This is a genomic window from Variovorax sp. 10N432, from assembly GCF_056394465.1.
The window spans coordinates 1-13,377 of sequence record NZ_JBFTHX010000037.1 but is presented as its reverse complement, the minus strand read 5'-3'; the positions used below and the strand labels follow the sequence as shown (position 1 = coordinate 13,377).

Genomic DNA, 13,377 nt, shown 5'->3' with positions numbered 1-13,377 from the left:
GGTCTTAGATGTATTCCTGCTCATGTGGCGGCCTCCACGAGGGGAGCGGCGAACAGCTGCTCGTAGATCGCCGGGTCACGCACCTCGACGTCGCGCGACAGATCCTGGGGCCTGGAGGTCGTGAGGGCTGTCCTGGGCGCTGAGAATCGCTGTCGAGCATTGCGCGCCACCGCGCCGGGCCCGTGGGCGGGCTGAACGCTCAACTGCCCGCGGCCGGCCAGAACTGGATGCTCGGCCACAACGGCGCCAAGATGGCGAATGACCCAAGCGCCGCCTTGGCGCACGACCTGCACGGATTTGCCGATCAGTACGAACGGCACCGAGTAGCGATTGCCGTCGATGGACACCAGCCAGTCCTCGGCCACCCTGCGCTCGCGCACCATGGCCTGCAGGAAGCTCGGGTGTCCCGCTGTCGGTGTCAGGGCACGTGCTTCCTCGGCGAAGCGATCATGGGGCGCTGATGCGTTGTGCCGTGGATGCGCACATCGGCCACATCGGTTTGCCAGGCGGCCAACTGGTCATTGAAGTCCTCGAGATCGAGAAACGTACGCCCGGGCACGAAGTTGCGCTTGACGTACTTCACCCCGGACTCGACCTTGCCCTTGGTCTGGGCTCGGTAGGGTTGGCAAAGCCGCGGAGTAAAGCCCCAGTGGCCGGCGAAGCTGGAAAACGTCGGGTTCAGGCGCGGGCGACCTTGATGAGTGCCGAGCACGACGGTGCGCATGCGGTCATACAGCAGGAATTCGCAACGACCACCGAAGTGAGCGAAGGCGGCCTCATGTGCGGCCAGCAGGTCAGGCATGCGCTCACGCAGGAAGCCCAGCGCGAAGCCTCGGCGGCTGTAGCCCAGCGTCATCACGAAGATGTGGACTTCCGTGCGAACTCCACCCAGTGAGACGGTGATCTGTCCCCAGTCGCACTGTGCCTGCTCGCCCGGGCCCGTCTCGAAGCGCCGCTGTGTCAGCGCCGCAGTCGATGCGGCCAGTCGCAGTGGCACCACCGCGCGCCGCACGATCACGTAGCTGCCGGCAAAGCCGCGTTGCGCCCGCAACTCCTGCCAAAGAATGCGTGCGGAGTAGTTCACCTCCACAGCACGTTCTGCCAGCCAAGCGCGATGCGGATCCAGGAGGCTGGCTGCTGCCGCACGCTGATACGGCTGCCACGACTCCTGCTGTAGACAACTTCGTACTGTCTTGCGATCCAGTTGCAGATCGCGGGCGATCGCCGAGAGGTTGTAGCCGGCGGCACGCCGCTCGTGAACTGCTTCCCATTGTTGCTGACCAAGCACCGGCGCCTCCGTGTCCTGAATGAACACGGGCACGGTAGCCGCCGCGCTGCCCAGGGCCCTCGGGCCCTGGGCAGCGCAACCATCATGCGAGATCACCGAGTTTCGTACTTCCACTTCCATCGTTTGCTCCTTGGAGTTGATGGGTGAGGAAAATTCGACGACCACAGATGGGGATTATTGGAAGACCACTGACAAACAGGAGCAGGGCGCGGTCGTGCGTGCCCCTGAGCGAGTCGTCGCAGGGTCTGCAGAACCGCCTCCAGGGGATCCTTGGTCAGTGCACGCTGCTTGTGGGACAGGGCGTTGCGCTTCGCATAGGCCCTTCGGGTCTTGCTCAGCAGCGCCTTCACCGCTGGGTCGACGCACGGATTGGGCTGCTTGGAGACGTGGTGCGCCATCGAGAGCACCGGGGCCGGGTGCATAAGGGTGTTCAACGCCGGCGCGCCGGGCTTTCCCTTGAACCCGGCTTCCACCAGCGCCTGGTCGATCTCGGGCGGCAGCTGTTGCTCGAGGCCTGCCTTGGTCAAGCGCTGCGCATGGTCGACACTGAATTGCACCACGACGGGCACGGGGACCGGCAGCCATCTGGCGGCCGTAGCGCGCGCCGAACCAGGCCGCCCAGTAGGGGTAATCGTATTTACTCGACAAATTGACACGGTCGCTCACGAGCACCGCGGGAGCGCGACGCTGGGATGCTCGGATGGAAGTTCCGCTTCGGCCCCGGGCCTGGCATATGTGAGGTCACGCCACTGCGCGAGCCAGGGGAGGGTTCAGAGTGTGGCCTTATCCGCGCGACGCTCGACTAACAGATGACGCGATATTTCGCGAGGTTGAACTGGTACTTTCCGCGGAAGTTGACGTGCGAGAAGTGTGCGGGTCCGATCCGACGAAGCCAGTCGTCCCCCATCGGCAAGCCGGAGGAGCGCGAGTGCGAACGGCTGCGCGACGTCATCCGTGCGTACGAAAACGCCCAAGTCCAACCCGCGGCCAACGCACCGGCCTACTACTTGGTTTGAAGCACGCAGGGCGGAGGGATGTGAGGGATGTGAGGGATGTGAGGGATGTGAGGGATGTGAGGGATGGGACGTAGCACCCGTCGCTGCCACTTGGCTCCTCGGAAAACCGTCAAAGTTGAGATCCAGATTCGATGCGGCGGGGCTACCCATTGGGCGGCGCGCCCGTTATCACATCTGAATCCGGAACTTCGGAGAAATCTCAATGAAATCAACGAGTTGCGTTGGACCGCGCGCCCGTCACGCCATCACCGCCGCAGGACCCCTCTGGCCTTGGCCCGCGCGGCCTTGTGTTCCCCACGGCTCAGTTCGGGCCGGGAGAGATCCGTACCCTTGTCGGTACGTGCGCCAGCCAGTTCAGCGCGAGACGCGAGCTTCGCCAGACCACAAACAGGAATGCCAGCGGCAGAAGGACGGTCTGCAGCAGGAAGCTCGCGATCAGGTGCACGATGCTGCCGGTCCAACTCGACGCGGCATTTCGGATCGCGTCCTTGGCGCCAGCTATGCTCGCAAGCGCCCCCTTCTTGCTGGGGGCAGGTTCGCCGGATGCCTCCGAGGACAGGTCGCCAAAAAACGAGGGGGAGGCCTTCTGCATCTCAGTCAGCTCGGTGGAGTCGCCCCGCGCCATGAACGTCGCATAGACTACTTCGCTGCCAATCGCGGCAACGGGCACAGCGAAACGAACCATCAGGAGCAGCATGAGCGCTCCTTGCAGCGCGCGATTCGGGGGAGCCGCTCCATTCCAGTACCGGTAAGCCGTGTAGAGCACGGCGATGCTGACAAGAGACGACACCACCCAATGGGCACCAATCTTCAGCAAGACAAGCTGGATGCCGAACGAGACACTTGCCGCCAACATCACCTTCGCGAACTGGTCGATGAGCTCGTTGAGCGGTTGCAGCACCTCACCGACGCCGACACTTCCGGACGCAATGACAAATGATCCGCTCACTTGAAGGCTCTGCACTAGTGAAACGCCAGCGCCCAGCGTGCGCGCAACCCCGAACGCAGTCAAGGAACGCGTCAGGCCCTTCTTGACATCGCTTTCCGCGGACGTGGAGGTATGTGGCAGCCAACTGAACACGAGAATCATTGCGGTCAGCACTAAAAGGAGCGCACTTTGCTTGTTGGGCATTGTTCGTTCTCTGGGACGGGAGATCGTTGTGGGCACGCCGTTAAGCAGTGGGTTTTGGGAGGTACTTCATCACGAGCGCCATGTTCCCCAAGACAATCTGCTGCGAGCGCCCGGCCGGAATGGCGGGAACCGAAGCAAATGCACCTGCTTCCGATCGAGCCCGCCAACGCACTTGGCCATGCCGATCATGCGGCAAAGCGTGCCGCGGCACTGGATAGCAGCCCGGCGATCTCCTGCCATAGCGTCTTCGGCGCGAGCACTTCGATGTCGCCGCTCTTCGAAAGCAGCCACCAACGCAATCGCCAGCTGTAGCGGAGGGGGCCCGATAGCAGTCCGTTCGTCATGGCGTGGCCCGCAGACTGCATGAGCCCGGCACCATGGGCGGCCCAGCGTCGAACACCTCAACCGGCGCCAAGCGCATCAGCCTCCTTGCCTCGCCCGTGGTGCCGGCCAGCCACTAGTCGACGTCGCCACGCTCGATCGCGATTGCTGACCGCTGGTCCTGCTGGTCCTGCTGGTCGGCCGGCAGCTTCGGGTCAGGGTGCATCCGGTTCATCAACGGATGGTTGTCGGCGACGCGGCCGAAACGGTTCAATTGTCAGAGACTCTTCTTTCGTCTTTCTGCATTGAAATGGTCCAAAACTTCACAAATAAATTCTGCTTTGCCGCTTGCCATGCTACCGGCATCGAAAATGAAATCATTGTCGAATTTGAATTGACCATCCATGGTCAGAGTAACGACTTTGCCTTGCTTTGCTGCGCAGTCCTTCGTCCTGACATACCATTTTTCAAGATTGATCTCCGGATTAGCCTTTCCGCGAACTGATTTTCCGGTTATTACCGCAATCTCCTCGTTCGATTGATTGAGGCGGACTTCAAATGTGCCCTTCCGCGCATCGTATGATGTCTCGCCGTTTTGTGACGTGGCAACACTTATCCAACCCTCCTGCGCATGAGCGGCGACGGCCGCAAGTAGAAGCGCGAGTGCGCCAACAGTTGCTTTCATGATGAGTTGCGTACAGTTACAACATTCGGATTATGGACTATGCTCAACACGGGTCGTGGCCAGCTGTGGTGCGGCGCAGCGCTTTAATAGCGGCCCGTGAATTCGATCACAGTCCATATCTCCTATTGGAGCTTCGGATTGCCGGTACGATCGGGAAAAGGAGAGCCAGCAATGGAATGGGTGTGGACGCTGATGATCGAGAAACCAAGGGCAGTCGCCGGTTGGAGCAGAGCTTTTTTCAACGCGGGCTGGATAGTGGCGGTGGCCGGGCTGTATGGCCAAGTGGCCCCTCGCGTGACCGATCTGTCTGCAACCTTCGGAAGCAAGGCCGCCGGCAAGTCCCCGGCCGCCCTAGCTGACTTGTACCCGGCCATTCCGACGTGGTGGATCCCTGAGAGCGCGTTGGGCTTCGCGCGTTGCGCGGTAGCTGCGATGTTGGGACTCTGGCTAATCGTCACGGCAAAGCGTCTGAGCCGCCAAGTCAGGTGACTTCACGAAGCCGGCGTTGGGGGCAGGCTGCGGCCCTTGTTGGTGTCCTTTTTTGGGCTGCCGCGGCGACGGCTGCAAACTATCCTTGCTCCGGAAGCAAGGGCGGCGTTGCCCACTGCGCCGGCGAGCACTTCGTCTGCAACGACGGCTCGATCAGTGGTTCGAAGAAGGTCTGCACCGGGCCGCAGGGCGGATCGGCTGCGCGCAGCTTGCTCGCGCCGCCGAGTTCCGCAGGCTCGCGCGATTGCTCATGCCGCTCGGGACGCATCTGCACCGGACCCCGCGGCGGCCAGTACTGTCTAAGCGAAAGCGGGAGCAAGAGCTACGTGCGCAGATAGTGCCCGAGGGGGTGTCGTTCATTGGACGACCGCCGAACGCAGGGACGGCTGATTTTTCAGCCGTCCCTCACACCTGAACGCGCGGGCACGGGTCCAACGTTGGCCCTGCGAAGTCGCCCAGGCGCCTCCCGAGATCGCATCGCTGCCGAGACTTGGCTGACCTTCAGACTCGGGATGATGCGGCAATGCCCTTGGCGTCGATCTCGGTCCCATGGGCGAGTAGGGCCGCGTAGCAGGTCAGCGGCTCTACCGAGTTGCAAGGTATGTGATTTTGTTGACGTAGATCAGACCGGTTCCTCCCCAGAAGTGGGGAGGACAGGTCACCCCAGGGCGCCTCGCGCCGCTTCCTTGGAAGTCTCGAGGTGTAGGGAGTCGTTGGGGCAGCCCGCGTAGCGCTCCCGGATCAACGCGATCGCGCGCTCTGCAGTTCCGGGCGTCAACTGGTGATTGCTGGGGCGACCGCGCTTGCGCGACACTAGGCCGGAAGCACCTTCAGCCGCGTACCGTCGAACGATCCGCTCTACCTGTCGTCGGCTGATTCCCAGCCGCTGCGCGGCCTGGCCAACTCGCAGCATCCGATCCACCACGGCTTGGATCGTCTTGAGCCGATCTGCTTCGCGCATCGTCATCGTGATCGTCGCCGTTGATGTCGCCATGGTCGGACCCCAAGCCCAGAACCTGGGTCGGGCGACTTTGCGACATTTGAAATCGGCTAGTGTAGTGCGCCACTTAGATATGTACTTATCTTGTACTCCTTGCCAGCGCAGCCTTGGCTCGCGTCACTTTGGCCAGGATGTCGGTGGCGCTCGCGGTCCAGATGAAGGGTTTGGGATTGGCGTTATGGTGGGCCACGTACAGATCGATCGCCAGTTCCAGTTCGGGCACGCTGGTGAAGCTGTCGCGCCGGATGCGGTTCTCGGAGATGTCGCGGAAGAAGCGCTCGACCATGTTCAGCCAGGAGGCGCTGGTGGGCGTGAAGTGCATGACGAACCGCGGGTGCCTGGCCAGCCAGGCCTGCACGTCGGGGTGGGTGTGCGTGCCGTAGTTGTCCACGATCAGATGCAGCTGCAGGTGCTTGGGCGTCTTGCGCTGGATCAGTCGCAGGAACTGCAGCCACTCCGCGTGCCGGTGCTGCTGCTGGCACATCGAGATCACGGTGCCGTCCAGGGTGTTCAGGGCGGCGAACAGCGTGGTCGTGCCATGGCGCTTGTAGTCGTGCGTAACGGTGCCGGCGCGGCCTTTCTTCATCGGCAAGCCCGGCTGGGTGCGATTGAACGCCTGGATCTGACTCTTTTCGTCGCAGCTCAGAACCAGGGCGCGCTCGGGTGGGTTCAGATACAGCCCCACGACATCCAGCAGCTTGTCCTCGAAGCGGGGGTCGCGCGAGAGCTTGAAGCTGCTCTGGCGATGCGGCTTCAGGCCGTTGCGCTTCCAGACGCGGCGAATCGTCGTCGGCCCCACGCCGAGCTGCGCGGCCAGCGTGCGCGTGCTCCAGTGCGTGGCAGCGATGGGCTTTTCGTGAAGCGTCTTGTCCACGATGCTCGATTCAAACTCGGGGGTGGTCACGCTGGGCGTACGCCCGGGACGCGGCGCATCGTGCATCAAGGCCTCCACCCCGCCTTCCAGGAAGCGCCGGCGCCACAAGGCCACCTGGCGCCGATCCAGATCGACCTCGGCGGCGATGTCCTTGTTCTGCCAGCCCTCAGCCGCCAACAAAACGATCTTGGCGCGTTGCTGCACACGAGCCTCGACGCGGCCTCGTCGCGTCAGGGCCGTCAACTCTCGTTGAACAGCAGCATCCAGTTCGATCCTTGGGGCAATGCGCATGACGACCTCCATCGAGGTCGGAGTGTGCCGCATCAATTAAGTTCCGCTATTTCAAGCGCACTGCACTAGAACGCGACATTACTAAATCGCTCCCACACGCGGGAACAATAGAAGGACAATTATGTTGATCAACCTGCCGAGCCCCCGCCAAAGGCTGCGGGGAAAGCGGATGAGCGGGGAGGGCGGAGTTGATGTTGATGCGGCCCCAGAGGGGAATTGAAGTTCTACGCGCTCTTCATGGCACGGAAAAAGCCCGCATGGCATGGGAAGAAGAGGGCGCCGCGGGGTGGCGCGGGCCTGCGACAAACTGTCGTGGCCTCGCGAGGTCGGCATCACCGGGTCTCGCTCATCTGGCACCTTCGCAAGGAGCCCTGTCATGCCCTTCCTCGCCCCCTAGTTCGCCCAATTACCGCCCCTGGCTGACTTGCTCGACGATCAGGTCGAACCCCGAAGAAAAATTGCTCGGCATCTGGGGGTGAGCTTTAGGACGCTGCAGCGCTACCAGGCCAGCGGCAACGCGCCCCGCGCGGTGTATTTGACGCTCTGGTTCGAGAGCCGCTGGGGCATGGCCGCCCTGCACGCGCAGGCCTACGACGAAGCCCAACATGCCCGCGCCTGGGTCGCCTCGCTCGAGCGCGAGTGCGAGCGGCTGCGCGGCGTCATCCGCTTGTTGGAGGCGGCGCAGGAGGCGCCTGCGGCGAATGTGGGGGCTTTTCACTCGGTTTGAGCACGCGGCAATAACAGACGTGGGCCGCCCCAAGACCGTTGGACGGCTCTGTTCGCCGAATTCGGCTCCGCAGCAGCCGGTCGCCTACCTCAAGAAGATGCCGGAAAGCCGTCAGTCGGCCTCTGGACTGTGAAGTCATCGACGGTCTGCAGGTACGGATTCACATCAACTGCGCTTGCTTGCGTTGCGCGGGCACCTCGCCGACCGTGGCCCTGCGCACGACCATGAGCGTGAAGTGCGACGCCGAATTGGGGGCCGCGGAACGACAGTTGACGCGCCACTAGAGATCCCAGGCCGAAAACCAGTCGTCCTCAATTGCCGAACGCCACGGCCAAGACCGCCAAGGCCAGCCCGATCCAGAAGGCCGAGTGTTCAATTTCCGTCCAGACCAGCCCCGGGAGCCGCGCCCGCTTCCATCGCCAGGGACCGATCGGAGAGTCCAGAAAATCCTGACTGCTATCGGCGGTTGATTGAGTGATGCTGCTGACGATGACGCCGCCGGCACAACCGGCAAAAGCGATCGCGGCCACAGCAGCCATCAAGAGCGGCTTGTGAACCGGAAAGATCAAGACGCCTGGTTCGCCTCTTCTGAGTGCCATCAGGGCGATCAGAGCCGATCCCATCGACAAGTAAACCCCAATGTGAAACTTCGTGTAGTCGTACAGCAGCTCCAGGCTCTTGGCGCGGGCGGCGACCTTGGCTGCAAATACGGCGCTCGCGCGAAGGTCTGTGTCCTCCGGAAGGGCTGGGGGAGCGAAGTAGGGGCGCTTCTTCTCTGGCGCCGGTTCTTCAGTTGCTGCCATCCAAGTGCTCCTTTCTGGGGTGCGATGCGCGTCCGGTTCGTGTCGTCGATATCCTGCGCCAGTTCCCTGGTTTGCTTGTTTCACAGCCGATCGTTGAGTCCTCCTGCACTGCTTCCAGTGTCGCTTCGTGCACCCTCAACTACAGGTCCGAGCAGGCTTCAGGATTCTTGCCCTTGCGCAGCACGCCGCACAGGCGAACGTACATTGAATCCGCCCCCAAGGCATGCGCCTCCGTCGTGGGGTGCATGGTGCCTCCTACGGCGATCAGGAGATCGTCCCCCGTCGGTCCCCCCCGCCATGTCCGTTGACCCAGGATGGCATCGTTGGTGCTGTTGACAAAGAGCCGCCCCGGCGCCTCCAGTCGGATGTCCGCCAAGTTTGGCTTTCGGGTAAACCTATCCTTGCATTCGTTGTTGTTGCAAAAAAAGGTCGATTCGAGCTCGATCCCGCCTGCGACCGGGGAGCACAAGTAGCGATTCGCGAATAGCTGCGGGTTGGCTTCCTCCCAGTCGACTGACGTGAGACCCTTTGGCACATTGCTCTGCATCGCCAAAACAGCAGGGTATGCGCCACCGACGAAGTCGTTCACCTCATCGAGGGACAGTTCAACGACCCAGTTGATCTTGCGCGACAGCGGCACGCCACTGGCCAGCGCCCTGGCTGTGGGTCCAAACGCCATGAACGAGGTCTGAATCCTGTCCGGCTGGCCATTGCTCACGCAGTTGAGCGGCAGACCCGTGACGCTGTCGCGCCCGCCAATAGGATTTGGGTACCTCATCAAGATTGTTTTGTCGGTCGTCACGAGCGCTCCATTGGCGGCCGCCGTCAGGAAGTCTTTGTAAGCGGGCTCCAATGCTTTGGCTCCCTTGGCGAGTTCAGTCATCGTGATTGATCCGATCTTGCTCCTGACCACCGCCAGCGCCGTGATGCTCAGGGGGTTTGGCCGAACCGTTTTATTGGGCACCATGGCGCCCATCACGGCCGGCCCGAACTTGGCATCATTTCCGCCGCCGGTTATAACGAGCGCATCTGGTCTCCATCGAGGAGATACGCACGGGCGCCAGCTTGCTTGGATGCCGCTTGGCAAGCCTTCAGCGGCCATCGAAACTTGCGCTGGCGTGCGCGGCTCGCACAGGATGTCGCGCACTTCATTGACCTGACTCCTCTTGAAGTACGTCTGGCCACCTGTGTTCTGCGCGTACGGCGGCAACCCGTCGCGCGAGAACTGTTTGGCTGCGCTGTCAGCGCGAATCACGCCGCGACTTTGCGAATAGAAAATCCCATCCAAAAATTCCGCGCCAGAGCACGATACATCGACCAACCGAACCGTCGAGTTCGTGCTGGTAAGCGCCACCCTCAGTGCCGACAATACCGGCCATGACAGCATTGAGCGGTGGCAAGGGCTATACCACCATACAGGCAGCTCGATCGGACCCTTTTCGCCTCTGGCGAACCAGTCGTTCCATTCCGGAGTTTGGACTGCTCGATACAACGCCGGACGATCAGGGCTTCCTTCGCCCGATGAATAGGAATCACCCATGGAAACGATCACGATGTCGTGGACAAAGACGTCTGTGCGGAACGTCTGTCCGGCGCTAGTGACCTCCAGAGAGTGCTTGACGCCATAGGGCGCCAAAAGTTTGAGCTCGCAGGCGTTGCCGTCTGGCGCGATCGGCAAGGAAGATGACCATGCGCAAGGACCCTTAGCACCGTCGAGCTTGGCCACCACCCGCGCCGGCTCACCACCCTTGAACGCAGAATCGGTCTCGACCTTGCTCAGAACTGGATCAGTGAGGACAAACTCCGTGTTGGGGAGCACGCCGCTTCGCTTGCCCTCGAGCCTTGAGTTGATGAAGCTCACCATCGAAGTGTGGCCTCCGTCGCTCCACAGGTTCTCGATCTTCTTGAATTCGCCTTGGTTCATGACCGGAAATCGGTTGGAGACTTCCCAAGACAATTTAGGCTGGGCCAAGGCCAGTTGGGCACACACGGCTGTGCAGAGCGCTGCGGCGCGAACGGTGCAAGACACCATGATCACCCCCTCAATGACTGAGTCGAACAAACGCTTGACCGCATCTTGTGTTGTTTTGTAGTGCGAGGTCTGGCGAGCGATTGTCCGAGCAGCGTTGGGCATGCGCCATATCACGTTGGTCATAACTCCTTGCGAACTAGAGCAATTACGCCAACTGGTGACCGACCATGTTGTCCGCCTGGACGACGTCTACGGGCATGAGTACGCATCCGCCTGGGCGGACGCAGGGCTAAACCCCCGGTCTGTGATCGTCGCCGCCGGCACGTAGGCATTGCCACCCCGACGCGCAACCTCATGGCGAGTCAGCGCGAGCAGGTCGCGCTTCGCCTCGGCCATGCTCCAGTAGTTCACGTTCCCCGTCACGGGGTGATCGTATCTTCGGTGCAGATTGATACGGTGTGAGCGTCCAGCCGTTCCACCTTGATTCGGGGCGGGGCCCGTGATCCTCAGGAAGCGGTCGAGGATCCCACCAACGCGACGCACTCCGCGAGGTTGAGCGCGGCCAGCAGCAGGTACTTCTCGGCATCGGTGCGCACACGCAGCAAGTCGTGGTCGCCGAGGTGTCCGTAGACGAACGCGAGCAAGTAGCGCTCGGGGTGCTCCTCGCAGAACTGTTGCACGACCTGGTCCGCCAAGTCTGCTGGCAATCCTTCGTTGAAGCGCGCCCGGGCCGTCAAGCGCTGCATGCACCTCTCCTGCACATCCTCCGTGACCAGTGGCCACACGTGGCCGCTGCGCTTCATCGCCTGGAACGTCACCAACAGGATGTGCAGCGGCACCTCCAGTTGCACCACGCCGACCCCCATGCGAGGCAGCGCAAGGATCGAGGCGAGTAGGTTGGGCTGCTGCGCAAAGATCTCGTCGGCCAAGCGCACCTTCTGCGCCTGGTCCATGCCGCGGACGTCGATGTCCGCCTGGCCATCACGGCCTGGGTGATCACTCCCATCTGCGTCAGCTCGGCTGCCAGCGATGCGGCAGCAGTTCATCGAGCCGGTGGCTCGGATGCGAGTGGATGCGTGCCAACAAGTCGCGCAGATACGCCCATGGATCCAGGCCGTTGAGCTTGGCCGACTGCACGAGGCTCATTGACCCTGCCTCGATTTCACGTACAGCAAGAAGTTGGTAACTTCTGGAGTACGGAGAAAATGAAATGAGAGATGGCAAATTGCCGAAGCGGCAGTACACGGACGAGTTCAAAATCGAGGCCATCAGGCTGTCGGATTCGGTGGGCGGCCATGAGGCTGCGCGGAGGCTTGGGATTCCCTCAGCGACGTTGAGCAACTGGTCGCGCAAGCGCAGGCCAGTGGACGCGGGATCGGCGCCAGAGACGATACGGCCACAGCGCAGCCGCTTCGTCGGCCGGTGACGGAATTGGAAGCGGAGAACAGCCGACTTCGCAAGGAACTCGCTGATGCGAAGCTGGATGTGGAAATCCTTCGAAAAGCGACGGCGTACTTTGCCAAGGGGTCGCGATGAAGTACGCCTGGATCGAGAATCATCGCGACGAATCCACCGTCAGCCGGCTGTGCCGGGTTCTGTCGGTGTCCCGCACGGGGTACTGCCAATGGCGCGTGCGAGCGCCCAGCACGCGGGCCCTGGCAAACAAGGATCTGGATGTCAAGGTGCAGGCCGTACACCGCGACAGTCGAGGTAGTTATGGTCGACCGCGCATCACGCAGCAACTCCGCCAGCAGGGCGAGCTCGTGAGCACTGAGCGGGTGCGCCGAAGCCTCAAGCGTCAAGGGCTGCGTCCGGTGTATCGGCGGCCTTGGGTGGCCACCACCGACTCGATGCATCGCTTGCCGGTGGCACCCAACCTCCTGGATCGTCGCTTCGATGGCTGGCATCCCAACCGGGCCTGGGTGGCCGACATCACGTATGTTGCAACCGACGAGGGCTGGCTGTACCTGGCCGTGGTGATGGACCTGGCGAGCCGCCGGATCGTGGGCTGGTCGATGTCCGATGTAATCAATGCGAAGCTGGTCTGTGCGGCACTGAAATCGGCCTACTGGCAGCGACAGCCCGTCCCAGGACTGCTTGTACATACAGATCGTGGAAGTCAATATGCAAGCCACGAGTACCGCCGCCTGGCGGCGGACTTCGCCATCACGATGTCGATGAGTAGGAAGGCGGACTGCTGGGACAACGCGGCCGTGGAGAGCTTCTTCAAGACTTTGAAAGTCGAGAGGATCTACCAGGTACGCTACGACACTCGGGCGCAGGCTCGCCTGGACATCGTGGACTGGATCGAGGGCTTCTACAACCGCGTGCGCATGCACACGGCCATCGGATACCTCGCCCCGGTCACAATGGAGCGCAGCCTCTTGGCTGCATGACTTGCTGTACGTGGAAACGAGGCAGGGTCACTGCGCTGGCATGGCCCATGCATCACCGAGGCGGCCAGGTGCACCAGGCTGTCCCAATGGGCTTCAATGAGCGTGGTGTCCACACTGGCCTGACACACGGCGGCAATCTCGCGCGGAACCTTCGTACCCCGCGGGACGAAGAGATGCCGTTGCTTGATTTCCCTGAGCCTTGGACACAGGTCGAAGCCCAGAAGTCGGGACAGCGCCATCGCGAAGTCGGTGAAACCGTGCGTGTCGACAGCGAGCTGAGACGTCTCGATCCGTTCCTGTCGAATGACACCCTCGATGGCAGCGCCCGCCTGCCGCTCATTGAGCACGATCGGCTGCGCGTGGAAGATTCCCCATCGGTCCTG

At 62.1% G+C, this 13,377-nt stretch carries 13 protein-coding genes and 4 pseudogenes; 3 read left to right on the top strand and 14 right to left on the bottom strand.

The window, feature by feature from the left end; all coding sequences use genetic code 11:
* Window positions 1–20 precede the first annotated feature (20 nt).
* The 7 genes from AC1DF3_RS29345 to AC1DF3_RS29315 form a co-directional block, all read right to left on the bottom strand.
* Entirely contained in the window at window positions 21–392 is a 372-nt protein-coding gene (locus tag AC1DF3_RS29345; RefSeq protein ID WP_478141781.1) for a Mu transposase domain-containing protein, read from the bottom strand.
* A gap of 26 nt (window positions 393–418) precedes the next feature.
* Window positions 419–1,408: an IS21 family transposase gene (istA, locus tag AC1DF3_RS29340; RefSeq protein WP_478141728.1), complete on the bottom strand. Its 990-nt coding sequence runs from the start codon at window positions 1,406–1,408 to the stop codon at window positions 419–421.
* A complete protein-coding gene (locus tag AC1DF3_RS29335) occupies window positions 1,381–1,815 on the bottom strand; it encodes a hypothetical protein (RefSeq protein ID WP_478141727.1) in 435 nt (144 codons plus the stop codon). Before AC1DF3_RS29335 ends, istA begins: the two co-directional genes overlap by 28 nt.
* Before the next feature lie 790 nt (window positions 1,816–2,605).
* Window positions 2,606–3,436, bottom strand: a complete 831-nt coding sequence (locus AC1DF3_RS29330; RefSeq protein ID WP_478141726.1) for a hypothetical protein — start codon at window positions 3,434–3,436, stop codon at window positions 2,606–2,608.
* 185 nt (window positions 3,437–3,621) lie between these two features.
* Window positions 3,622–3,780, bottom strand: coding sequence for a hypothetical protein (locus AC1DF3_RS29325; RefSeq protein ID WP_478141725.1), 159 nt, complete (start codon window positions 3,778–3,780; stop codon window positions 3,622–3,624).
* 113 nt (window positions 3,781–3,893) lie between these two features.
* The gene (locus AC1DF3_RS29320; protein WP_478141724.1) at window positions 3,894–4,031 is read right to left on the bottom strand and encodes a hypothetical protein; all 138 of its coding nucleotides are present in this window, start codon (window positions 4,029–4,031) and stop codon (window positions 3,894–3,896) included.
* A 3-nt stretch (window positions 4,032–4,034) separates the two neighbouring features.
* Complete coding sequence (locus AC1DF3_RS29315) at window positions 4,035–4,442, bottom strand: hypothetical protein (protein ID WP_478141723.1); 408 nt, start codon at window positions 4,440–4,442, stop codon at window positions 4,035–4,037.
* Window positions 4,443–4,538: 96 nt separating this feature from the next.
* On the opposite strand from AC1DF3_RS29315, the gene AC1DF3_RS29310 reads away from it, so the two are divergent.
* Window positions 4,539–4,931, top strand: a complete 393-nt coding sequence (locus tag AC1DF3_RS29310; RefSeq protein ID WP_478141722.1) for a hypothetical protein — start codon at window positions 4,539–4,541, stop codon at window positions 4,929–4,931.
* 724 nt (window positions 4,932–5,655) lie between these two features.
* Here AC1DF3_RS29310 and AC1DF3_RS29305 read toward each other — a convergent pair.
* A pseudogene (locus AC1DF3_RS29305) lies at window positions 5,656–5,925 on the bottom strand (helix-turn-helix domain-containing protein); the annotation flags it as partial.
* A gap of 85 nt (window positions 5,926–6,010) precedes the next feature.
* Window positions 6,011–7,096, bottom strand: a complete 1,086-nt coding sequence (locus AC1DF3_RS29300) for an IS630 family transposase (RefSeq protein ID WP_478141721.1) — start codon at window positions 7,094–7,096, stop codon at window positions 6,011–6,013.
* 424 nt (window positions 7,097–7,520) lie between these two features.
* Here AC1DF3_RS29300 and AC1DF3_RS29295 point away from each other — a divergent pair, with 424 nt between their 5' ends.
* Window positions 7,521–7,823 carry a hypothetical protein gene (locus AC1DF3_RS29295; RefSeq protein WP_478141720.1) on the top strand — a complete coding sequence of 101 codons (303 nt, stop codon included), beginning with the start codon at window positions 7,521–7,523 and terminating at the stop codon, window positions 7,821–7,823.
* A 311-nt stretch (window positions 7,824–8,134) separates the two neighbouring features.
* On the opposite strand, the gene AC1DF3_RS29290 is transcribed toward AC1DF3_RS29295, so the two are convergent.
* The 4 genes and pseudogenes from AC1DF3_RS29290 to AC1DF3_RS29275 form a co-directional block, all read right to left on the bottom strand.
* Window positions 8,135–8,626 (bottom strand): hypothetical protein, encoded by a 492-nt coding sequence (locus tag AC1DF3_RS29290; protein WP_478141719.1) that lies wholly within the window; start codon window positions 8,624–8,626, stop codon window positions 8,135–8,137.
* Window positions 8,627–8,765: 139 nt separating this feature from the next.
* Complete coding sequence (locus AC1DF3_RS29285; protein WP_478141718.1) at window positions 8,766–10,781, bottom strand: hypothetical protein; 2,016 nt, start codon at window positions 10,779–10,781, stop codon at window positions 8,766–8,768.
* Window positions 10,782–11,104: 323 nt separating this feature from the next.
* Window positions 11,105–11,551: a hypothetical protein gene (locus tag AC1DF3_RS29280; RefSeq protein WP_478141717.1), complete on the bottom strand. Its 447-nt coding sequence runs from the start codon at window positions 11,549–11,551 to the stop codon at window positions 11,105–11,107.
* A gap of 58 nt (window positions 11,552–11,609) precedes the next feature.
* Window positions 11,610–11,732, bottom strand: a pseudogene (locus tag AC1DF3_RS29275) (transposase domain-containing protein); the annotation flags it as partial.
* Between the two features lie 76 nt (window positions 11,733–11,808).
* Here AC1DF3_RS29275 and AC1DF3_RS29270 point away from each other — a divergent pair.
* A pseudogene (locus tag AC1DF3_RS29270) lies at window positions 11,809–12,994 on the top strand (IS3 family transposase).
* 13 nt (window positions 12,995–13,007) lie between these two features.
* Here AC1DF3_RS29270 and AC1DF3_RS29265 read toward each other — a convergent pair.
* Window positions 13,008–13,377 (bottom strand): annotated as a pseudogene (locus AC1DF3_RS29265) (Tn3 family transposase); the annotation flags it as partial.